The 24,052-nt window shown below is 40.6% G+C and carries 17 protein-coding genes; 8 read left to right on the forward strand and 9 right to left on the reverse strand.

All coding sequences use genetic code 11. From position 1 onward, the window contains the following. Positions 1–124: 124 nt before the first annotated feature. Together metF and BEGALDRAFT_RS02190 are read right to left on the reverse strand one after the other, a co-directional pair. Entirely contained in the window at positions 125–979 is an 855-nt protein-coding gene (gene metF, locus BEGALDRAFT_RS02185) for a methylenetetrahydrofolate reductase [NAD(P)H] (RefSeq protein WP_002683216.1), read from the reverse strand. Between the two features lie 79 nt (positions 980–1,058). Then, a complete protein-coding gene (locus tag BEGALDRAFT_RS02190; protein ID WP_002683218.1) occupies positions 1,059–2,864 on the reverse strand; it encodes an McrB family protein in 1,806 nt (601 codons plus the stop codon). Between the two features lie 915 nt (positions 2,865–3,779). Here BEGALDRAFT_RS02190 and BEGALDRAFT_RS02195 point away from each other — a divergent pair. The 6 genes from BEGALDRAFT_RS02195 to BEGALDRAFT_RS02220 all read left to right on the forward strand — a co-directional run bounded on the left by BEGALDRAFT_RS02195 (position 3,780) and on the right by BEGALDRAFT_RS02220 (position 13,967). Beyond that, positions 3,780–4,181, forward strand: coding sequence for a hypothetical protein (locus tag BEGALDRAFT_RS02195; protein WP_002683219.1), 402 nt, complete (start codon positions 3,780–3,782; stop codon positions 4,179–4,181). Between the two features lie 124 nt (positions 4,182–4,305). Next, a complete protein-coding gene (locus tag BEGALDRAFT_RS02200; protein ID WP_198284592.1) occupies positions 4,306–5,457 on the forward strand; it encodes an efflux RND transporter periplasmic adaptor subunit in 1,152 nt (383 codons plus the stop codon). A gap of 109 nt (positions 5,458–5,566) precedes the next feature. Beyond that, the gene (locus tag BEGALDRAFT_RS02205) at positions 5,567–9,430 is read left to right on the forward strand and encodes an efflux RND transporter permease subunit (protein WP_002683222.1); all 3,864 of its coding nucleotides are present in this window, start codon (positions 5,567–5,569) and stop codon (positions 9,428–9,430) included. Between the two features lie 167 nt (positions 9,431–9,597). Then, positions 9,598–12,450, forward strand: coding sequence for a tetratricopeptide repeat protein (locus tag BEGALDRAFT_RS17745; RefSeq protein ID WP_002683224.1), 2,853 nt, complete (start codon positions 9,598–9,600; stop codon positions 12,448–12,450). Then, the gene (locus BEGALDRAFT_RS17750; RefSeq protein WP_002683226.1) at positions 12,450–13,247 is read left to right on the forward strand and encodes a retron system putative HNH endonuclease; all 798 of its coding nucleotides are present in this window, start codon (positions 12,450–12,452) and stop codon (positions 13,245–13,247) included. Before BEGALDRAFT_RS17745 ends, BEGALDRAFT_RS17750 begins: the two co-directional genes overlap by 1 nt. A 117-nt stretch (positions 13,248–13,364) precedes the next feature. Beyond that, positions 13,365–13,967 carry an ABC transporter ATP-binding protein gene (locus tag BEGALDRAFT_RS02220; RefSeq protein WP_269719557.1) on the forward strand — a complete coding sequence of 201 codons (603 nt, stop codon included), beginning with the start codon at positions 13,365–13,367 and terminating at the stop codon, positions 13,965–13,967. Between the two features lie 4 nt (positions 13,968–13,971). On the opposite strand, the gene BEGALDRAFT_RS02225 is transcribed toward BEGALDRAFT_RS02220, so the two are convergent. From BEGALDRAFT_RS02225 to BEGALDRAFT_RS02255, 7 genes are all read right to left on the reverse strand, one after another. Beyond that, positions 13,972–14,343, reverse strand: a complete 372-nt coding sequence (locus tag BEGALDRAFT_RS02225) for a Rieske (2Fe-2S) protein (RefSeq protein WP_002683231.1) — start codon at positions 14,341–14,343, stop codon at positions 13,972–13,974. A gap of 90 nt (positions 14,344–14,433) precedes the next feature. After that, on the reverse strand, positions 14,434–16,272 hold the full coding sequence (locus tag BEGALDRAFT_RS02230) for a PHA/PHB synthase family protein (RefSeq protein WP_002683233.1): 1,839 nt from the start codon (positions 16,270–16,272) through the stop codon (positions 14,434–14,436). 352 nt (positions 16,273–16,624) lie between these two features. Beyond that, positions 16,625–17,593, reverse strand: a complete 969-nt coding sequence (gene epmA / locus BEGALDRAFT_RS02235) for an EF-P lysine aminoacylase EpmA (protein ID WP_002683235.1) — start codon at positions 17,591–17,593, stop codon at positions 16,625–16,627. Positions 17,594–17,634: 41 nt separating this feature from the next. After that, entirely contained in the window at positions 17,635–18,054 is a 420-nt protein-coding gene (locus BEGALDRAFT_RS02240; protein ID WP_002683237.1) for a DUF1841 family protein, read from the reverse strand. A 216-nt stretch (positions 18,055–18,270) separates the two neighbouring features. Continuing rightward, positions 18,271–19,254: a DNA cytosine methyltransferase gene (locus BEGALDRAFT_RS02245; protein ID WP_002683239.1), complete on the reverse strand. Its 984-nt coding sequence runs from the start codon at positions 19,252–19,254 to the stop codon at positions 18,271–18,273. 1 nt (position 19,255) lies between these two features. Continuing rightward, entirely contained in the window at positions 19,256–20,107 is an 852-nt protein-coding gene (locus BEGALDRAFT_RS02250; protein WP_002683240.1) for an NgoPII family restriction endonuclease, read from the reverse strand. 268 nt (positions 20,108–20,375) lie between these two features. Then, a complete protein-coding gene (locus BEGALDRAFT_RS02255; protein ID WP_002683243.1) occupies positions 20,376–20,768 on the reverse strand; it encodes a hypothetical protein in 393 nt (130 codons plus the stop codon). A gap of 257 nt (positions 20,769–21,025) precedes the next feature. On the opposite strand from BEGALDRAFT_RS02255, the gene BEGALDRAFT_RS02260 reads away from it, so the two are divergent. After that, a complete protein-coding gene (locus BEGALDRAFT_RS02260) occupies positions 21,026–23,437 on the forward strand; it encodes a Tex family protein (RefSeq protein WP_002683245.1) in 2,412 nt (803 codons plus the stop codon). A 106-nt stretch (positions 23,438–23,543) separates the two neighbouring features. Then, positions 23,544–24,032 carry a YybH family protein gene (locus tag BEGALDRAFT_RS02265; RefSeq protein ID WP_002683247.1) on the forward strand — a complete coding sequence of 163 codons (489 nt, stop codon included), beginning with the start codon at positions 23,544–23,546 and terminating at the stop codon, positions 24,030–24,032. Positions 24,033–24,052: the final 20 nt, after the last annotated feature.

Below are 24,052 nucleotides of genomic sequence, written 5' to 3' on the forward strand. Positions count from 1 at the left end.
TATAAAATATTGCAGAATTCAGGTTAAAGAACTCAAGAATACAGGGCAGAAAAAACTAAAAAAAAACGGATAACACGATTTAAAACCGTATTATCCGTTTTTGCTTAATCAAACTTGCGTTTGCTTAGGCAGGAATCAACCCTAAATTTCTTGCAACACGCAAGGTTAATTCAGATTGATTTAATGAATAAAAATGTAGCCCTGTGACACCGTTATCAATCAAACGTTGACATAGATTTGTAACAACATCGATGCCAAAGGCTTGTAGAGAGGCTTTATCATCGCTGAAAGACTCTAACCGTTTACGTAACCAGCGCGGAATGTCAGCCCCACACACATCAGAAAAGCGTGTCAGTTGCTCATAATTACTAATTGGCATAATCCCTGGAATAATCGGAATCGTTACGCCTAACTTTTGCGCCGCTTCTACAAAGTAAAAATAAGCATCGGCATTGTAAAAATATTGGGTAATTGCACTGTCTGCCCCTGCATTCACTTTTTGCACAAAGTACTGTAAATCACTTTCGGCGGTCTTTGCTTGCGGATGAATTTCAGGATAGGCAGCGACCTCTATATGAAAATATTGACCTGTTTCCGCACGAATAAATTCAACTAATTCATTCGCATAATTAAAATCTCCTAAACGACCAGCCCAACCAGAAGGTTGATCCCCGCGTAAGGCAACAATTCGACTGATATTTTTTTCTTGGTAGGCTTTGAGCAATTGGCGAATATTATCGCGGGTGCTGCCGATACAAGATAAATGTGGCGCGGCGGGAATGCCGACATTGCTTTGAATATCGACAACCGTTTCGTAGGTTTTTTCTTGTGTAGAACCACCCGCGCCAAAAGTCACAGAATAATAGGTCGGATTTAAGACTTTTAAACGAGCTTGTACTTGTTTTAGTTTAGTTGCCGCTTCATCCGTGCGAGGCGGGAAAAATTCACAACTTATCCATAATGGTTTAGTAGCAGTCATTGTGCGAACTGAGTCCTTAAATGCAGTATAAAGTGGGTTGAATCAACACATAATAATGCAAAATTGTTAAAGCGGTTAGTTAGGCTTGAATCACATCGCGTCCATCTTTTAACGCTTCTGTCCAGTTATTAATTAAACTGGCGCACTTACGCAGATATTTGCCATAATTTTCGCTCCAATCTTCTAAACCTTGCATTAAGCTGTCGTTGGAAGGATCGCCCACCATTAAGCGTACTTTGGTTAAAACCTGTTGCAGTAGCACAATATCTAAAGCATCCCAAATACTATACATATCTAAGAGTTGTAAACTTTCACTACAGCGTTTTAACGATTCCGCCGCCCGCATCGAGAACATGGCATTTTTATACTTTAATAATGCGTCTAGTTCTTCAATTGCCATGATTTGTTTTTCTTCTAGCTCTAATTTAGCGCGTTCTAATGTTGTGCGTGGCTCTAGCGTTAGTTCGATGATAGACGCACGGTCTAAAACACGCGGAGAAAGTGATAAGGTTGTGTGGTCGTTGTTAATTGTTGCGACAAAACGTAGCGCGGGGCTAATAAATACTTTGCTGCTGTTACTCTCAACACCACGAATTTTTTTCCCCCCTAAATCTAAAGTACGTAATTTCTCTTGGTCTTCAGGATATTGTGAACGTACCAGAATGTCAGAGAACCAATATTCAGGTTGGCTAAGGTTAAACTCTTCAAAAATCACAAGGTAGGTATGTCGTAAATTTTTCCGCCAAGCTGTTTCTGCTTTGAACAAGAAACGGGTGAATTCTGTCGGTTCAAATTCGTTGCTAACAGGATTAACGTAACCTAATAAATCTTCGCGCCCGCGCCATGTAGAGCCAACAGGCACAATTAATTTACGCTCAGTATCATCAATCAGTTCCATTGCAAGGGTACTTTTTCCTACGCCTGGATGTCCTGTCAAAATTAAAATATTTTTGGTGAGCGAAACTGCCATAACTGCATCCAACACTTCTTTCCCATAAACCGTTTTAACTTTATCTTTGACGGTATCCTTTTCAATCAAATGATAAGCTACAAAATCCGATTTTTTGGGTGAGATAATGGGATGTGTTGCCTTTCTAATCTCTAAGCCTTTTAATTGTTCTTCAAATGGATTCTTAGATAAATTATTACTATTGCTGATAATAACGGGCGGATTATTGTTATTAACTGTCGGCGGTAGAAAGGTTTTCGAACTATACGTAATATTATGACTTTCGGCGGTTTCGCGGGCAATTTCAAACCATTCTGATAATTGCGCGTGAAAGCGTTCAAAACGCACTGCGTCTTCTGCTTCATGCCAATTAGGATTTGCCATGGTGGCTTTTTCAGCAGCTTTTTCAAACATATTTTCCACAGCAACCCGATTCACTTCCTTGAGATAAACGCCTCCCATAATACTTCTATAGTAAACAGTTAAATCATAAGGTTGTTGAAAGCGCACCCAACCATCTGGATAAGGTTCTATTTTCCAAATTGTTTTGAATTCGTTAATTTTTTGCTGTGAAACGGTACGGACTCGATAAGCGCCGAAAACATAATCTTTAGGACGGGTATTAATTTCACTAATCCCGCGAGGTTCTTGGAAACGTTTTCCCCAAAATAACAGAATTTGGTCGTTGAGTGCTTCTGGGTGGGGTTCAAGCAACCAACCAATGCCTAAGTCGTCGACTAAGCAATATGGTGTTGCTTCTTCAAATACATGAATGTGATAACAGCGGGGGTCACCTTGTTGACAGTAATCTGTTCTAAATTGCTGTTTTGCAGAACAATTCCATGTTTCCGCATTTTTGCAGATACTGCCATCCCACCCTTTGCGGTGAGAGTTAATTGTGCACCCTAACGCACTGCCTGGACTGATATAACTCATACAGTTCAATTGTCCTATGAACAAAAATAATGACTAAAAAATCTAACCAGTGATTCTATATAGACTTTGGTGATAATCAGGCGTTGTGTGAATCAATCATTAGATAAGTTATTACATAATATACGGTAACGCACTTATTGCAATTCTTAAGTAGCGCGTAATAGTTAAAAAGTTATTGTTTTCACAATACTAAAATCATTTTTTCACAAAAATTAAGGAATATGCCCGTTACTTATCCATCTTAATACGTGCAATAAATTCAGCTCAATAAATATGGCGTTATATACTCCTTTGTATTAAAAGGTGTTTTCGTATTACGCTAGCTCATGGATAGTCATTTGAAGTGAATAGCAAGGAGACGTTTTTGTAATACTTGATTGTTATGTTGTTGGTTTCAGTGCTGTATATGCTTATTGAATTATTTAGCATGTTGTTGATAACAATATTATTGTATTTAAACAACAGGGTGAAACCGTCAACTCTATTACGTATTAGGGAGAGTGAGAGAAAACCTACTTTTTAAGTCGTGTATATATTGAAATGCTTATTAGGGGAAATCAATATGAGAGCTATAATCCCGTAGTTTTTTATACGAAAGTGTTATTGTGAGTCTCAATAAGAAAATGCTAATATAATTTGCACTAAGTTTGTTTAATAGGTCTATAAAAGACTTAAATACTGCTTGAGCAATTAACAGCTAACAAGTTATATTTATTGTTAATTTTTTATTAAGCTGATGAGTTGTTATAAGCCCCTCACATAAGACTATAACTAAAAGCTTCTTTGTTAGCTTAACAAAAAATCATACTATACAGGATGAAAGTTTTTTAATTGGGTTATTTCGCTCATTTTTCAATGAAAACGAGTGTAGCGAAATTTATCTGCTAAATGACAATAACATTGTGGGAGTGAAAGATGGCTGACTTATTTTCTGAGGCTTGGATGCAGGCTTATATGACTGAGTGGAATAAAGAACCTGAATTAGCAGAGGCATTGGCAAAAATTAATTTTAACTCAACCATTGCTTATGGATTTCCTGACCAAGACAAACCAACAGGCATTTTAGTAGTACAAGCGGGTAAAGCCGTTTCTGCGGGGCCTTATAATAATGAGCCGTTAAATTGGGATTTACGCGCAACCGCCGATAATTGGCAAAAATGGATGGAAAAAGGTATCGGCATGGCGGGGCTAGGCATGGCTTATATGGGCGGGAAATTAAAATTTAAAACGGGTGATTATACGGCGATGATTAAAGACCCGCGCATGGCAGGGCCGTTTATTAAAAGTTTTAATGTGATGGGGAAAGTCAAGGCATAATCCCCCACTATCGTTTTTTGTGCTGTACTTCTTAAAGTATTTCGTTCATCAAAGAAGTACAGCCAACTTTAGTATTTTTAAGCGCACGACAGGCATTAGCACAGCATGAGGCACTCCATTCAGCATGTTTAAACAACTGATTAAAATAACAACATTGTTCGGTTTGTACATGGTAGCGTGTGTGACGCTTGCCGCAGAATCTTATGTGGTGCGGGAGTATGCTATCCCGACAACTGTGACGTTAGGCGGTACGGTCGTCCCTTATAAAGAGGTGACTTTTTCTGCACAATTATCGGGACGGGTAGAACGTCTTGCAGGAGAAGAAGGCTCGGCATTTCCTAAAGATACCGTTTTAGTGGCTTTAAACGATAATGAATTATTGGCACAACGTCGCGCTGCTATTGCACAAATGATGAATGCAGACGCTACCTTGCGTAATGCGAATGTGCAATATAACCGCGAATTATGGTCGCCTAACTCACCCGCGCAAGCCCCTGGTGGTATGGGAATGCCTAATATGTTCGACCAATTTTTTACCAAACCTGCCAGCGATTTCTTCGGACAAAGTAGCACTTTTTTAGACCGTCAAGCCGATTTACATCGCTATGGGACGCAAATGGAACAAGCGCGTAATACCTTGTTGCAAGCCCAATCGCAGTTAGAACAAATCGACGCAAAATTACGGGATACGGTTAGCAAAGCCCCTTTTGACGGCGTAGTCACTAAAAAATTTATTGAAGTGGGTGATACTGTCCAAGCAGGACAACCGTTAGTACACTTTGCTGATACTCGCTATTTACAAATCACGGTTGATGTCCCAGCGCGTTTAGTTGCTGGTTTAAGCGTTGGAGCACGTGTGCCCGCCCGCTTAGATGTGGCGAATCAATTATTAGAAGTGCGTGTTGCGCAAATTTTCCCCACTGCTGACCCCCAACGCCATACAGTCACCGTCAAATTTGATTTACCCATCGGCACGCGCACAGGACCTGGGCAATACGCACAAGTCGAAATCCAAGATTTAACCATTCCTGCGCAAACCCTTGCCATTATTCCCAAATCTGCACTGGTTTGGCGAGGTAGCCTACCCGGTGTTTATGTCTTAGAACAAGACCGACGGGCATTGCGACTGGTTCGTATTGGGCGCGAAATGGATGCCCAGAATGTTAGTATTTTGAGTGGATTAAAAGCAGGCGATAATATTGAGTTAAATCCCACACCTGGCACAACATCAGGCTGGATTACAACACCACCCAATTCACCGCCCCAAAATAAATAATCATTTTTTGATGCGTTATACAGGGTGTTATAAATGTAACACCCTCAATGATTGAATAATAAAGCGTTCTGTTCACCTATCTTCCCTCTCCCACAGATTTTTCATAGCAATGACTGAACATACTCCACAGCCTCCTATTCAAACCGCTAACGCCTCCACCCCCCCCGCATCAACTGCGCATCTAGGGATTGCGGGCAAAATGGCACATGCGTTTATTGAATCGCCTTTATCCCCTTTATTATTTATCGCCATGTTTTTCATGGGTTTGTTGGGGATATTTTTCACGCCGCGCCAAGAAGACCCACAAATTTCTGTGCCGATGGTCGATATTTATATCCAATATAACGGCGCGTCCGCCGAACAAGTTGCCAGCCTCGCCATAGACCCCTTACAACGCATCATGAGCGAAATTGCAGGCGTAAAACATGTTTACTCCATGTCAGAACGTGGGCAAGGCATTGTGACGGTTGAATTTGATGTGGGCGAGAAAATGGAAAATTCCGTGTTCAAAGTCCATGACAAATTACAAACGAACATGGAAAAAATTCCACCAGGGGTTTCTCCGCCTTTAGTTAAACCCAAAGGCATTGATGATGTGCCTGTTGTTGCCTTGACATTATGGTCGACTGATGTTGACGACGGCGCATTGCGTACATTAGCCCTTGATGTCATGCAGAATTTAAAAGAAATTTCTAATACAGGGCAAAGCTTTATTGTGGGAGGGCGGACGGAACAGGTGCGTGTCGAAGTCATTCCCGAACGGCTATCAGGTTTCTCCATCAGTTTGGAACAAGTCGCAAACACCATTCAAACCGCAAATAATCAAACTCAAGCAGGGCATATTGAAACCGAAAGTGGCTACTTTAGCGTTTATACAGGGAGTTTTTTACGCAATGCGGAGGATGTCTCCCGTTTAGTCGTTGGCACACACTTAGACGCGCCTGTCTATGTCCGCGATGTCGCAACCGTCACCCAAGAACCCGCAGAACCGCAACAACTGGTTAATTTCTTCTCAGGCAAAGCCTACAACGCCAACACAGCCCCCGTCGATACAACACAAACGCGCGTTGTGCCCAATATTGACGGCGCGGCAGCAGTAACGATTGCTGTGGCAAAAAAGATTAATACTAACGGTGTCAGCGTTGCTAATGCCGTGTTAGCACAAGTGGAACGTCTCAAAGGGCGATTAATTCCTGATAATGTTCATGTAGAAGTCACGCGCAACTATGGAAAAACTGCTAATGACAAAGTTAATAGCCTGATTATTAAATTATTTATTGCGACAGGTGCAGTTACTATCCTTGTATTTTTATGGCTAGGCTTCCGTCCTGCGATTGTCGTTACCCTCGTGATTCCTGTTGTCATCCTCATTACCGTTTTTTCCGCGTGGCTGTTAGGTTTTACCATTGACCGCGTCAGCTTATTCGCCCTGATATTCTCTATCGGTATCTTGGTTGATGATGCCATTGTGGTGGTTGAAAACATTTACCGCCGTTGGTTACTGGAAGAATCGACCAGCAATGAAATTGCCGTCGATGCCGTGCGCGAAGTTGGAAACCCGACGATTTTAGCCACTTTTACCGTCGTTGCTGCCTTACTACCGATGGGCTTCGTTTCAGGCATGATGGGCCCATACATGGCACCGATTCCCGCCTTAGGCTCGGTTGCGATGATATTCTCCCTCTTTGCCGCATTCGCCTTTACACCGTGGCTTGCTCGTCGTTTAAAACCCTCTATGCAAGCCCTACACAAAGCAGAACAAGTCGAACACCGTTTTAACGAGCGCATGTATCGTCTTTTTCAAGCCATCATCCCGCCTTTATACAAAGAACGCTGGAAAGGTTGGCTATTCCTCTTTAGCCTCTTATTCCTGTTCGGGCTTGCCTGCTCCCTGTTCTACATCCAATGGGTAGAAGTCAAAATGCTCCCCTTGGATAACAAGCCAGAATTTTCCGTTTTTGTGGACATGCCCGAAGGCACAGCCCTGCCAGAAACTGCAAATTTAACCTATGCCATGGCAGCAAAAATCCGCGAAATTCCCGAAGTCGTTTCCCTCGTGACCTACATCGGCACATCACAACCTTTCGACTTTAACGGCATGGTTCGCCACTACTACCTACGCGGACGACCATGGCACGCCGATATACATATCCAACTACAAGACAAAAAAGACCGTCATCGCAGTAGCCACGATATCGCCACAGAAACCCGTCGAATTTTACAAACCCTCTTAAAAGACAGCCCTGTCCGTATCACTGTGGTAGAAATGCCCCCCGGCCCCCCAGTGCTACAAACCATTGTTGCAGAAATTTATGGCCCTGATGACGAAACCCGTCGCACCGTTGCGCAAAAATTAACCGATACCTTTACCCAAGCGCAAATTGTTGACGATGTTGATAACTACATGGCATCGCCTTACAGCACATGGCGATTTATGGTTGATACAGAAAAAGCAGTACGACGTGGCATTTCCGTCGACACCATCAACCGCAACTTAGCCATGGCACTTGGCGATTATAAAGTCGGCGATATCAAAGTCGGCACGGTATTAGAACCGACTTATATCGTCTTACAAGTGCCTTTAGCCATGCGCTCACAACTCACCCGCCTGTATGACTTACCCATTCCCAGCCAAACGGGTAACACAGTCCCACTGGCAGAACTTGGGCGATTTGTGAAAGAAGTCCAAGACCCCATTATTTATCAAAAAGATTTGCGACGGATTGAATATGTAGTCGGCGACTCTGTCGGGATTTACAACCCTGAAAATAATGAATATCGCCTCACTGCGCCGATTTACGGCATGTTCGAAATAGAATCCTTACTAAAAGGCTATGAAACCCCTGATAAAGTTGCACTCACAGGCGGACACTACTTCGGTGCACCGCCTGCCGATGGACTTTCTGCATTTGAATGGACAGGTGAATGGACAGTGACTTATGAAACTTTCCGCGATATGGGTCTCGCGTTTTGCGTGGCGATGGTACTCATTTACATTCTTGTTGTCTGGCAATTTGGCAACTTTATTGTTCCTGCCGTCATTATGGCCCCTATCCCCCTAACGCTATTAGGCATTATTCCGGGGCATTGGTTACTGGATGCCAAATTTACCGCCACCTCCATGATAGGCTGGATTGCACTGGCGGGGATTATTGTCCGTAACTCAATCCTACTGGTTGACTACTCCATACACGAAGTGCAAAAAGGCACACCGCTACAAGAAGCCGTGATTTTAGCCTGCAAAACCAGAACACGCCCGATTATGATTACCGCACTTGCCCTCGTTGCGGGTTCATTCGTCATCCTTTTCGACCCCATTTTTCAAGGGATGGCAATCTCCCTCCTATTCGGTGTCATGGTTTCAACCGTGCTGAGTTTAATTGTCATACCGCTCGGCTGTTTAAGTATTGGTGCAACACACCTATGCTCAGGAGCAGGCGGTGTCGGTTTACACCCCACAGAAGAAACAGTGACAGCTCAAACAGTAGAAGACAGCTATCGCCCGCCTCTATGGCTCACCCTTTGGGCAGGGCTTATTAACATCATTATCATGGGGTTTTATATCGTTCGTGCTGTTTTCATCATGTTTACAATGGCGATACAAGCCTTAAAAGCGAAACTTATCGCGCTCGCTCCAAAAGCAAATTCTTCATCGTCGCCCAATACAACGACGGAAATCAACGCAATACCCGCATCACTGGTGCAACAAATCAACGCGCCAGAACAACCACTGGTTGAAAAAACAGAACCACGCGCAGAAATGCCGCCAACGGATTCCACACCAACCAGCGTAGAAATAGCAGAAACCGCTGTTGTCCATCATGATGACACTGAAGCAACACAAAGCACATCCGCAAAAGCCAGCCCAAAAGGGAAAAAACCCGCCCGCCGTGGTATTCGCTTAAAAACAGATTTACCCCAACAGGATAAAGATAAAGGGAAAAAATCCCCTGATTCGGATGATGCTGAATAAAGTCAGTCGTTAATTATTTAAGCTAAATTTACTTATTTTTAAACAAGTTATAGCTAAAACAAAAAGACCAGACAGCCCTTGAAACCTGTCTGGTCTTTTCATTTAGCCCTTGCCTGAATGATATACTTACCCCAATTTATTTATAAAAATAGTTCGGAATATAAACAATGAATTTCAATAAACGCTTACGGTTAGCCAGTGAAAAAGCTGAAGCAGGAGAACACGCGCTAAATACAGCTAACTATCAACAAGCCGTTGATAATTTTTTAGAAGCCTCAGAACTATTCAAAGGCATAAAAGGACAAGAACAAAATTATGCGAGCTGTTTAGTCAATACCGCGAATGTTTTAAATAACTTAGGAAATTATACAAAAGCAGAAACCTTATTAAATAAAGCCATTCCAATTCAAAAGAAAATATTAGGCTCGGAACATCCTGATATGGCTACGAGCCTAGGGAATCTCGCCAATATTTATCAAGCCCAAGGCGACTATGCCAAGGCGATAGAATTTAACGAAAAAGCCTTAGCCATTGAAGAAAAGCACTTCGGTTCGCAACATCCTGATGTGGCTTCTAGCCTAGGAAATCTCGCCACTATTTATCAAGCCCAAGGCGATTATGCCAAGGCGATAGAATTTAACGAAAAAGCCTTAGCCATTTTCAAAAAGCACTTTGGTTCGCAACATCCTAATGTGGCTACAAGCCTAGGAAATCTTGCTACTATTTATCAAGCCCAAGGTGATTATGCCAAGGCGATAGAACTTAACGAAAAAGCCTTAGTCATTCGTGAACAGCACTTCGGTTTGCAACATCCTAATGTGGCTATGAGCTTTAATAATCTCGCCAATATTTATGCAGACCAAGGTGATTATGCCAAAGCAGAAGAATTTTATGAAAAAGCGTTAGCCATTTGGCGAAATAAATTTGGTAATGACCATGTTGCCATTGCTGATGGGTTAAATAATCTCGCTGAATCTTATCGGAAAGAGGGAAAGCACGCGGAGGCAAAACAGTTGCATCAGCAAGCACTTGCAATACGGGAGAGCAAGCTAGGTTTTGAGCATCCCAAAACAACGCAAAGTTTAAGAAATCTTGCGGAGACTATTAGCCAAGTAGTTAGTAGCTTGATTAGATTATCTTCAATTAGTCAATTACATAATACTGTTTTACAATTTCTACTACAAAAACGTGAAAAAAATCCGCAATTATTTTTTACCTTGCGCACACATCGCAATGATGAGCAAGGGCGACTTTCTAGAGGCTATTGGTTTTTAGAAGAAGAAGAATTTTTATATTTTTCTTTTTGGAAAGGCATCGATAGCACCAATCAAATGCCGACCATTGCTATTGAAATCAATCTTGAGCAACAACTAACCATTACTTTTAATGGTAATGATTCCCGCGAAAAAGCAGAATTTTTACAAGATATAACGCAATTGCTCGACGGATTTATTCAATCAACTGATGGAAAGCAATGGAAAAAAACTTATCCCCAAGATTGGCAAAGTGCTTTAGACGCATTTTTAATCGATAAAACCCAAATTGATGATTATTTAGCCTTTAAAGGTAATCAAATAGCTGATTTTAGTTTTATTCCTGAAGCTGAATTTTTACAGGCTTTAAAATTTACTACCTTATTACGTCAAAAATTAGAAAGTGCTGAAATAAAAATTTTAACCGAAATCGGTAAGCCGTTAAAACTTCATTCTTTACAATTAGAAAATATTGGGCATTTTGAAAGTCTTGGCATTGATTTAAGCAGGCAAGTTACAATTTTTATCGGTGAAAATGGTAGCGGTAAATCAACGATTTTAAAAGCGATTGCGTTAGCTTTATCAGGTGTTCCGAGAACATTGGACACTGAACTTATTCAAAATTATTTACGTATTTTAAACACGGATTTTGATGGTACAAAACATTTTTGTAATAACGGTTCTATCCATTTAAATTTACAAATTAATGCCATACAAAGTCAAATTATTGAATTCAATGATACAGAGTTAGGCGGTATCGGTGTAGAAACCTTTGTCGATAATGAGGATGAATGGTTATTGTCCAGTGAAAACCGTTTTATTGATTTGGTGCTAGGTTTTCCACAAGGCAAGAAACGCGCTCAAAAGAATGTAGGAAAAATTGCTGAACCGAATTTAAATGACGTAATTGATTTAATAGAAGACCGCGACATTGCAAACTGGAAAAATGATTTAGTGGAATGGATAGTTGCATTATATCGAGAACCTGATGCTAAAATTCGCACTGAAAATTTAGTACAAATCAATTGGGTTTTTGATATTTTCTCTAAAATTATTTCTGACACTGATGCAACCGCGATTCGCTTAAAAAGTGCCGTTCACGACCCCGCAACAGGGAAAAAAGACATTATTATCTGCACCCCCGACATGCCCGACGGGATTTCTTTAGATTTGCTCAGTCAAGGCTATACCAATATTTTCATCTGGGTAGGTCGCTTAGTCATGCGCTTATACAGTGCTTTAAAAGCCCATCAAACCATCGCTAAAGATGATAAAAACCTTTTTTTACGCAATCCAAACACACGCGGAAAACGTTACGAAGCAAACACAATTGAAGAGCTTCATGGTATTGTATTAATTGATGAAATTGATACTTATCTGCATCCAACCCGACAACGGAATATTTTACGGGTATTAGTAGAAAAATTTCCTCATTTACAATTTATCGTTACGAGTCATTCTCCAATGGTTTTAGCGTATTTAACCCAATGGAAAAACACCACTGTTTATAAACTTGAAAATAATATAGCTACTTCCGTTCAACATTTTTACGGGCGTAACGAAATTGATTTGTTTTTTGAGTTTTATGGTATAGAAGCAAGACCCCCAGAAATTCAGGAAAAAATTGATGCTCTTTATAATTTCTTTGACCAAGAACAATTAGAACCAGCAAAACAACTTTTAAATGAACTACGAGAGATTTTAGGAGATAATGACCCTATTATTAATGAGTTGAGTACATCTATTGATTTAATGGAAAATTTATAATGCGACGAATTTATAAAACCCCTTGCCCAGCATTATCTGACTTCATCAAACAAGAAAAAGATAAAAAAATTGACCCTGTTTATAAAAATGGTTTAGATTCTAAAGAAGAATATAAGCAGCACTTTTTTAATCTCCGCAAACAGCTGTTAGAGGAACAAGGTTATATTTGTTGTTATTGCCAATCAAGAATTAATCTTGTAGAAAATGAAATGCCTAAAATGAAAGTAGAGCATTTCAAACCAAAATCCAAATATAAAGATTTAGAGTTAGATTACAGAAATTTACTAGCTAGTTGTTTAGGAAACTCAAATAGCGAAACACATTGTGATAGTAAAAAACTAGGAAAGGAATTAGAAGAAGTTCCCAATCCAGAATCTAAAGAATTTGAACAATTTAAGATAAAATATATTGCTTATAAAATTACAGCAAATACACAAGGTAAAGAATCAGATAAGTATATTAGTGTCATGCCATTATGGAATGAAAAGATTAAGCAAGCTAAAGCTGAAAATAAAGAAGAGGATAAAATAGGCTTAGAAAAAAATGACCCTTTGACAGGAATAGAAGAAGGTTGTTTAAATCTTAATCATCAAACATTAATGAGCCGTCGTTTTGGAGCATGGCAAGGCGTGAGCAATATTTTTTATAAAAAAATTGGAAAGAATTGGCATATAGAAAAAGGCAAAAAATTAGCAACAGATTTAATTGAATATTACAACAAGACAAATGATAGAGGAGAATTAAAAGAATTTTGTCAAGTTATAATAGATTTACTTAAAAAAGAGTTCAAAGTTTAATTTTTCCCGAGGTACTCCAAAATTCTCCCCCTTCTTTATGCTGAATCCATAGCCCTAGAACGCGGTGTTCGTGAACAACGTAAAATTATTTTACGGGGGGGTTCTACCTGTTCATTAATTGTACGGACAGGGGAATTAGTGCATTTAATGGGCGCGTCTGGATGTGGAAAAAGCAGTTTATTGTGGGCGTTGGCGCGGATGCGTCCGATGACTGAGGGAAAATTATTTTTAAACGGTATTCCCTCGTTTGAAATACCTGTGAATCATTGGCGGGCTGAAGTTGCTTTATTACCGCAAAAAAATGTCGTCATAGCGGGTACTGTTGAAGATAATCTATTATATCCATTTAAAAACTTTCAGATTCAACAAGAGCGTTTACAGTCTCGTCAGGAATATATTCCTTCTCCGCCTGATTTACGTCTAGCTATGCAGCGCGTGGGGTTACAGGATGTTGCTTTAGAACGTGAGGCTTCTTCTTTATCTGGTGGGCAACAAAATCGGTTGACCTTAGTTCGTGTGTTATTAACAAAACCACAAGTGTTATTAGCGGATGAGCCAACCGCAGGGTTGGATGATAAGTCGGCAAAATTGGTGATTGATTGTTTACAACATTTTTGTGAAACAGGCGGAGCGGTGATTTTAACAAGCCATGTCCATCATCATCTTTTGCAGGCTCGCAAAGTGGTATTTGAGGGGCATGGTTTATTTCAGTTAAATTAGTGCGTTATTTAGTTAATTCGTGAATATGTTTGTCGTTAAGGTATATCATCCCTTCTTTTTCGGTCACTTTGACCGCTTTCAGTTGTTCGCCGTTGCACATGGTACTTTGTGATGTCCCTGTGTCTGGTGTGTAGATAATGCCGTGCATGGAACAACGTAGAAATTTCCCTGATAGGTCGAAAATAATATCGTGTTCGCAGTTTAACCGCTTGGGCATGTGGACACAGCGATTTATGTAGGCGTAGCATTGCCCTTCAAAACGACAGATGATGATGGATTCTGGCTGGTTGTCGTAAAGCACTTCTTTGATAATGTGCCGACGGTCGATTAATGCGTCGCTAGGACAGACTTTTATCCATTGTTCGGGTGTTTTCATCGTGAATAGTAACCTAACCCTTTTAATAAGGTCTGCCCGTCTTTGAGGGATTGGCAGACCTATTGAACTTTACGTTGTACTCAGGTTCATTTAGCCCGCTAATGCGCGAACTTTTACATAACTACCAGGTGCGTCTTCAATGATTGGTAATGCGCCTGTCCCTATAACACGGGCATCGACTTTACCATCGCCATATTGGTCAATCCATAATGCCCAATGCGGCCACCAAGAACCCTCATGTTTGGTTGCCCCTTTTAACCATACATTTGGAGAATCAATGGTTTTAGTCTTATCATTGGTGTAGTAAAAATATTTAGGTTTGTAGGGCGGATTAATAATGCCTGCAATATGTCCAGACCCCCCTAAAATAAATTTCACATCACCAGAAACTAATTGTGTCCCTGCATAAGTAGATTCCCATGGGGCAATATGGTCTTCTTGTGCAGAGACAAAGCACATAGGAATATTAACTTTACCTAAATCAATGGGTTCACCCGCTAAAGTCACTTTATTAGGGGTTTTTAACGCATTGTTTAAATACATATTGCGTAGGTAGAAGCTGTGCATTTTAGCAGGCATACGGGTAGAGTCAGAATTCCAGTAGAGCAAATCAAACGCACTGGCTTCTCTTCCCATCAAATAATTATTAATGTGGAATGACCAAATTAAATCATTTGCCCGTAACATGGTGAATGTTGTCGCCATGTGGCTACCTTCTAAATAGCCTTTTTCATCCATCTTTGCTTCTAACGCTTCGATTTGCTCTTCATCGATAAAGACGCTTAATTCACCAGGGTCTTTAAAATCTAATAAAGTGGTGAATAAAGTTGCACTGACAATACGCTTGTCTTGTTTGCTCGCCATATAGGCTAACGTGCTGGTCAACAACGTACCGCCTAAGCAATAACCGATGGCATTAACTTCTTTTTCGCCCGTCGCTTTTTCGATAGCCGCTAAAGCCGCTAAAGGACCTTCTAGCATGTAATCTTCAAAGTTTTTATTGGCGAGGGTTGCATCAGGATTGACCCAAGAAATCACAAAAACTGTTTGTCCTTGGTCAACTGCCCATTTAACAAACGAATTATTTTCGCGTAAGTCCAGAATGTAAAACTTATTAATCCAAGGAGGAACGATTAATAATGGACGTTTATAAACTTTCTCGGTGCTTGGCGTATATTGGATTAACTGCATTAAGTCATTTTGAAAAACAACTTTACCCGCAGTCACCGCAATATTTTTACCAGGTGTAAAAGCATCTAAATCTGTCATTTTGACGCTTAAACGCCCTTTACCGCGTTCTAAATCTTCCAAAAAGTTATTTAACCCATTTAACAGATTTTGCCCACCTGTTTGCAAGGTTAAAAATAAAACTTCAGGGTTTGTCGCCACAAAATTGGTCGGTGCGAGCGCGTCGATTAATTGACGGGTATAAAAATCGATCTTCTTCGCATGTTGCGAATCACTATCTTTAATCCCTATCGCTTTGATAGTATTGTGTAACCATGTTGCAGAGAGTAAATAACTCTGTTTCACAAAATCAAAAGAGGGAACTGTATTCCAAGCCTCATGTTTAAACCGACGGTCCCCTTTTGCCGCATCGATATACGGTTCAATTTCTAAGCCTAAAGAACGTCGCCAAACATTCTCAATAACCTTTAACTGCTCCCGCCATAAAGACAGATTAGCTTCCATCAAACTGACAGGATTCATCATAAAATGCATGATTAACTCCTGTGATGCCTGACTGATATTTAAGGGGTCATGATCAATGGTTGGAATTTCGCCCTGCTCAACCCGCTCAGTCTGCTGTTCAATCAAATGCGCCATAATTTTTTGGCTTTTATCCAAAATCCCCTGCATAGTTTTTAACAAGGCATCAGGATCATAACCTTCAAAAATAGGGAGCTCACTCAATGACTGGGAAAACATTCAAGACTCCTAAATATTTCAACGATTGTATGTATTAACAGAACATCAACTTATAACAACGGTTTGTTGCAATTCATCCAGTTGACGTAAAGGTTATTAATAACACGCTAAAAGCACTTATATTTTCAGATAAGCCACATCAGACATGTGCCATAATGATGCAATGCATCATAATTAAGTAGGGTAGCCAAAATAACCTTTAGTGGTCAAGTACATCCCTAGAAAAAAAGATAATATACAAAGAAGTATTAAGTCTTTATTGTTTTAGTGACACAACTAGTGACACAACCCACATCCTTTAAATTTTGTGCTATGCATCACAATTACAAGCGGGGTAAAGATGACAGAATGGTTAAGCGTTATCAATGGAAAAAGATAAAACTTGCTGAATACGTTCAACGCCCACTTTTAACATCAACACCCTATCCAATCCAATGGCAACGCCCGCACAATCAGGCAAACCCATTGCAAGCGCAGTTAAAAAATTTTCATCAATCGGATGCTGTGGCAAGTTTAACGCCGCACGTCGTTGCAAATCCTCCATAAAACGCGCTCGCTGTTCAACAGGATCAGCCAATTCATGAAAACCATTCGCTAATTCCATGCCTTTAAAATACACCTCAAAACGCGCCGCTAACTGGGGATTTGTTGGACACTTACGGGCTAAGGCTGCCTGAGTTGCGGGAAAATACTGCACGACTGTTGGGCAAGTTTGCCCAATAAATGGCTCTACTTGCTGACTCATCAAAAATTGCAAGCAACTATCCCTGTCTAAAGGCGTATGTGTGACTAAACCCGCTGTAACCGTTGCATACTGCAAAGTTTCCAAAGGCGTATTTAACGGATGTAACCCTGTATAATCCTGAAAAACATCACAATAATTCACAACTTCTACAGGCGGACAAGCTAAAACCAATTGTAATAACTCATTAATTTCTTGAATTAAATCTGCTAAAGAAAAATAAGGGCGATACCACTCTAACAAACTAAATTCAGGATTATGCTTTGTACCCGCCTCACCATCCCGAAACACTTTACAAATTTGAAAAATTGCACCACTACCGCCCGCTAATAAACGCTTCATCGGCAATTCAGGCGATGTTTGCAAAAATAAAGGCTCTACCGTCTCAGCATGATAATGCGTATAAAACGGCGCAATCATTGGCTCAGGCACACTCGCACGCGATAAAATCGGCGTTTCCACCTCCCACACCTCCCGCGCAACAAAAAAATCTCGAATTTGTTGATACAACTGACTGCGTGCTCGTAATACCTCAAAAGACGCAACAGACCGCCAAGTTAAAGAAGAACCTTGCAACATAACAAACCGCCATCCTGCGAAAAAAAGCTGATAAAACGCAATTACAACAAGCGTTTTAATTGTGCTAAATACGCCTGTTCATCAGGCAATGTATTATTACGTTGCGCTAACCACAACGTTTCTGCCAAACACTCCAACATTTGATGCTCTAGCTCATGCACATCACGCGCTTTTGCACGTAACGACTGATAAAGTGCGCGAATACCTACAGGTCGGTCAGTGCTTAACTGCTCACGAATCGCAATATGCAAGCCTAAATGTAAAAAAGGATTGGTTTCACCCATTTCAGGTAAATAATCTTTATCCACAATATCTGCATGTAAAATCACATGGTATTCAGGATGCATTAATAAAACATCTAAAATCAGGCTTTCCAGCGGTTCTAAGGGCTTTTTTTCTTGATGTTTTCGCCACACTTCGATAAAAAAACGGCGGGTTGTATCACGTTGATCAGCAAACATAGCTACACAGTCAGGGAAGAAGAATGAATAAGCAAATTATACGGGATTTTTAGGCAGGGCAACGTTAATAGGCGTTGTATTAAGTTAGTAAGAATAATTAGAGAGGAAAATAATTTACCCAATTAAAATCGCTGAAACTATTTATACCTGAAAATACAGCAACCCTCTGTTTTAAATTTTGAATATCGCAGAACTGGGGGTTAGAATTATTATTATTTATTCTAAAATATCTCGAAAAATGACACTAGCCAGATGTTTTGCAAATTTCACAGGAACTGCATTACCAACCATCTTATATCCATCTGAAATATTTTTATATTTGAATATAAAATCATCTGGAAACGTTTGAATTCTTGCACACTCACGCACGGAAAGCCGTCTATATAAATCTTCTTTTCCCTGCACAAAAACTCTTTTATCCCGCTCTACCAACGCCATCTTTGGAGCTTGTGGATGTAATGGAGCATGGCGACCGCTCGCTTGAATCGTAAAGCTAGGCTCATCCCAACTTCTGACACGGTTTCTTGACATATAAATACTTGAAAATCCGCCATTCACATACTCATGATTTAAAATGGGAAAGTTCTCACCTTCATATGCCCCTTTCTTCTCTTTTGCGGGCATTGTCAACCTTAAATCCCAAATAGCATCTTTTAACGTTGGTTTTGGTAAAACTTTACTGGGTGGAGTGAAACTCTTCCCAATTTTTTTATGATATCCAACAATGATGACCCTTTTCCTATCTTGGGGAACATCATAATCATGCGCATTTAAGAGAAAATAAGAAACGTTATAATTAAGCGAGTTAAACTCACGTAAAATTGCTTGAAAGGCTTCCTGATGCCTTGAAAGTAAAATGCCAGAAACATTCTCAGCAAGAAAGAACAAAGGGCTTTTTTCTTTTAAAATTCGGATGTATTCAAAAAATAGTTGTCCTCTTTTATCATTTATGCCTCTTCTTGCACCCGCTTCGCTCCAACTCTGACAGGGAGGTCCCCCAATAATGCCCGCACATTCAGGAATATCGGTAGGTAAAATATCAGTAATACTTCTTCTATCTAAATGAACATGAGGAAAGTTATATTCAAAAGTTTCCCAAATAGAGGAGTCAAACTCATTTGCCCAAATCGTATTAAATCCCGCTTGATGAAATCCTAAATCAAGCCCGCCAGCACCACTGAATAAAGAAATTATTTTCATATTACTTTGTATAAGAAAGAAGTTTAACGTTTAAAAGACGAGCTAGATTAGAGGGAGACCTAATCGCTACATTTCTAATTGTAAAATGCTCGCTTTGAAGTTGTTCTAATTGTTCTCTATCTGATTGAGGGAAAGTATTATATTTTTCTTCTAACAAAATAGTATGAACCGTCAATTGATGAAGTTCGGTGATGGAAGCAATATGCTGAAAAACCTTGATTGGATTTTCAATGTGCCACATACCACGAACTCTTAAATCTGTAATTCCTAAAGGGTCAACTTTTTTTACTTTGGCAAGTTCATTCGTTGCTACTAGCTCAACGCCTGATATTTCTGAAATCCCCTGAGAAATTTTATTAGCAACCCTATGATATATCTCGCTTTCAGCAGCATAGCAATCACCATAGACGAACCACAATGCTTTAAGCGTCGATTTTGGCGCGACACCAATAATATAAATAATATCCTTCTGTTCCCAAGATACCGCGCCCTCACACTCTTTGCAGGCGTTTGTAATCCTTGAATCATTTCTAAATAATTTACTTTTTGGATAGGAACTATTCAGTGCAATAGCTGATGAAATACTTTCAATTTTCTTTACCTCAATCGCATCGCCTCCTTTAATGATAATATCGGGCGGATTATTTTGATTGCCAATATAAGAAAAGTTTTGACTATAAAGCTTATCTTTTTCAGTATCACTTAAATGAAGAGAGTTGCAAAAAATATCTTTAATATAAGTTTCAAGAGCATCTCCCATACTATTTGCTCTATTTGAACCCTGATAAAATGAATTTAAGTCTGTAATTGGATTTTGTATAAGATTTTTTAAGGCAATAATTAAATTTGTCATAGTGTTACAAGAGTGATTTTGTAATATTAAACAGTAACGTAAAAACATGATTGTTAATTATACTGTACATCCTTTCAGAATCGAAACTAATAAGAACCTAAGTACTGCGAGATTTTATAGATTAACCTGAGTTCGGCAAGTTTCTTTTAAAAAAGACAACAGGTTATCTGAATCGGGATTTTCAGGATTAGCAGGATTAAAAAGTGTCATTCACCTGACTTTTTGGTTTGAAGGTTTTAAATCCTGCTAATCCTGATTCAGACAATTTTTAAGGATTTAAATTAACGATAGTGTTGGCAATCTCGGTGGCGATGGGTAGGGCTAAGGGGATAACACTGGTAAGGGCTTTGGTTGCGTCGATTAATCCTTGCGCGGTGACTTTAATTAAAGATTGTTTCGGTTTTTCTTTGTTGGCTTCTTCTAGCAAACTTTCGGTTAATTCGCTGGCTTCAATGGCTTTGTCTTTTTCCTGAGCAGGGACTTTTTGCAACTCGGCATTTAATTGCGTGATTAATTGTTTTAACTTCTCTTTGGTGTCTTCACTGGCATTATGTAGCCCTGCAATTTGTTGTGTACCAATGGTAATTTTTGCATTATCCCCTGTCGCAACGACACCAACCGTTGAACCTGAAATTGTGACAGAACGATTAGAACCAGTCATATTTAATATTCCTTTGTGGATAGAGAAGCAGATAAATAGGTTTTTATATTACATCAAATACTTAACTAAAGCATAGACGCGCTAAATGTTTAAAGTAAACCCGCCAAACAATCTCCCCAATTTCCCCTTGTTTAACGATTTTCCCCACTACGCTTCGATTATTGTATAATTCGCGCTTTCTATATTTCCCCCCTGTTTATTTACCCTGTTGAAGGGGAAATTATTTTGCTTGTCTGTATAGAGGTTATTCTCCATTTATGAAGACTATCGCCGAACGTATTGCCGATGAACTCGGTGTGCAAGCTCGTCAAGTGCAAGCTGCCGTTGCGTTACTAGACGATGGCGCGACAGTGCCATTTATCGCCCGTTATCGTAAGGAATTAACAGGCGGTTTAGATGATACGCAGTTACGGACTTTAGAAGAGCGGTTGCGTTATTTGCGGGAAATGGATGAGCGTCGTGAGGCGATATTAAATAGTATTCGGGAACAAGAAAAACTAACGCCCGAATTAGAACAGGCAATTTTAGAAGCAGAAACAAAAACGCATTTAGAAGATTTGTATTTGCCGTATAAACCTAAACGGCGCACGAAAGCCCAAATTGCGAAGGAAGCAGGGCTTGAGCCTTTGGCATTAACTTTGTGGCAAGACCCAAGCCAAGACCCCGAAACAGTCGCAATGGGCTTTATTAATGCGGATAAAGGCGTAAGTGATGTTAAACAGGCGTTAGATGGGGCTAGACAGATTTTAATGGAGCAGTTTTCTGAAAATGCGGCGTTGTTGGATAAGCTCCGTACTTTCATGTGGGATACGATTAAGTTGACTGCTAAAGTGGTCGATGGTAAGCAAACGGATGGCGCGAAGTTCGCGGATTATTTTGATTATCAAGAGCCTTTAAAAGAAATTCCTTCGCATCGGGCTTTAGCATTGTTCCGTGGTAGAAATGAGGGATTTTTGCAATTAACGCTCCCGTTAGCAGGGGAAGAAGACGCAGGCATTCCTTCGGCGCATCGTCCGTTAAATGCTTGTGAAGCGATGATTGCACAGCATTATCAAATTGCAGAGCAAGGACGTGCAGCCGATAAGTGGTTAGTGGAGACGGTGCGCTGGACGTGGCGGTTTAAAGTGCGTTTAAGCCTTGATGTGGAATTGTTGATGCGTTTACGTGAAAGCGCGGAAACTGAGGCGATTAAGGTTTTTTCACAGAATTTGAATGATTTGTTATTAGCTGCGCCTGCGGGTCAACGGGCAACGATGGGATTAGACCCTGGATTGCGGACAGGGGTTAAGGTTGCGGTGGTTGATAAAACAGGAAAATTAGTCGATAACGCAACGATTTATCCGCATCCGCCTAAAAATCAGTGGACAGAGTCGATTGCGCTGTTAGCGCATTTAGTGGCAAAACATGGGGTTGAGTTGCTGAGTATTGGTAATGGAACAGCGTCGCGTGAAACTGACCGTTTAGCAGGTGATTTAATTAAAGCGCATCCTGAATTGCGTTTAACAAAAATTGTGGTCTCTGAGGCGGGTGCGTCGGTTTATTCTGCGTCAGAATTGGCGGCTAATGAATTTCCTGATTTAGATGTGTCGATTCGTGGCGCGGTTTCTATTGCGCGTCGTTTACAAGACCCTTTAGCGGAATTGGTGAAAATCGAGCCGAAATCGATAGGGGTTGGACAGTATCAACATGATGTGAATCAGTCACAATTAGCCCGCACGTTGGATGCGGTGGTTGAGGATTGCGTGAACGCGGTCGGGGTTGATGTGAATACGGCTTCTATCCCGTTATTAAGTCGGGTATCGGGTTTAAATGCGGGTTTAGCGCGGAATATTGTGGCATTTCGGGATGAGCATGGCGTATTTACCAGTCGCGATATGTTGCGTAAAGTGCCCCGTTTTGGCGAGAAAACTTTCGAGCAGGCAGCGGGCTTTTTGCGGGTCGTGAATGGTGAGAATCCGCTGGATGCGTCTAGTGTGCATCCTGAAGCTTATCCTGTGGTTGAGCGAATTGTGTCTAAAACGCAACGTCCCGTAAAAAATATGATAGGCGATGTCAGTTTTATTCGGCAGTTAAAAGCGCAGGAGTTTGTCGATGATAAATTTGGCGTGCCAACGGTCACGGATATTTTACGTGAGTTGGAAAAACCTGGTCGTGACCCACGTCCCGAATTTAAAACGGCTGAGTTTAAAGAAGGGGTTGAAACCCTAAGCGATTTAAAAATTGATATGGTCTTAGAGGGCGTTGTGACTAACGTCACGAATTTTGGCGCGTTTGTGGATATTGGCGTACATCAAGATGGTTTGGTGCATATTTCTGCGTTGTCGAATACTTTTGTGAAAGACCCGCGTGAAGTGGTAAAAGCGGGCGATGTGGTAAAAGTGAAGGTTTTAGAGGTTGATTTACCGCGTAAACGGGTGGCTTTAACCATGCGTTTAACAGATTCTGCTCGTGATTATGCGGGAACAGGGAGCAATGCACCTGTGGAAAAAGCCAAAGCAGGAGCGGGTTCTACGACTCAAGCGCATTCTCAGGCAAAATCGACAAATGCGGTTAAAAATACGTCTAAAGCGGGCAAACCTGTCAAACCCGCAAAATCGTCGCCTGCCCCTGAGCCAACAGCGTTGGGTTCTGCATTAGCGGCAGCCATGGCGAATGCTAAAAAACGTTAGGAATATCAATTAAGGGGTGGCAGGTGATAGGTGTCAACCGCTTAATTTCTCGTCTCAGCCGTCTATACTACATTTATAAGTTTTGAAAACTGTTTAGGAATTTGTTATGCCCGTTTATGCGACCCCTGAAGAAGCTGAATTAGCCTTTTATGAGGCGTTTGAGACCGCTGACCTTACAGAGATGGGAAGGGTTTGGGCAAATTCGGATGATATTACTTGCATTCATCCGATGGGGAATTGTTTAAGAGGGCGAGAGGAAGTCATGAGTGGCTGGCGTGAGGTCTTTAGCGGTGGTACGCGGTTAGCGTTCGAATTAACACAAGTTCAGCAAAATATTAATCATAATATTGCCATTCATATTTTATATGAAAACATCTCCTTAATCGGGAGCAACCGCCCTGCAACATCAATGATTGCTACAAATATTTATCAGTTAATTAATGGCAGTTGGCAAATTATTCTGCATCATTCGTCCTTAATGCCTGATGAGAATAGTTTAGACTTTGAAGACCCTTTTGAAGATGATGATGAAGACGATGGCGATTTTGTGGAAGATGCGGGCTTACCTGCCGCGCCTAAACGGATTGTGCATTAATCACTGATTCACATCGCGTG

It is taken from the genome of Beggiatoa alba B18LD, assembly GCF_000245015.1.
In the GTDB taxonomy this organism is placed as follows: Bacteria; Pseudomonadota; Gammaproteobacteria; order Beggiatoales; family Beggiatoaceae; genus Beggiatoa; species Beggiatoa alba.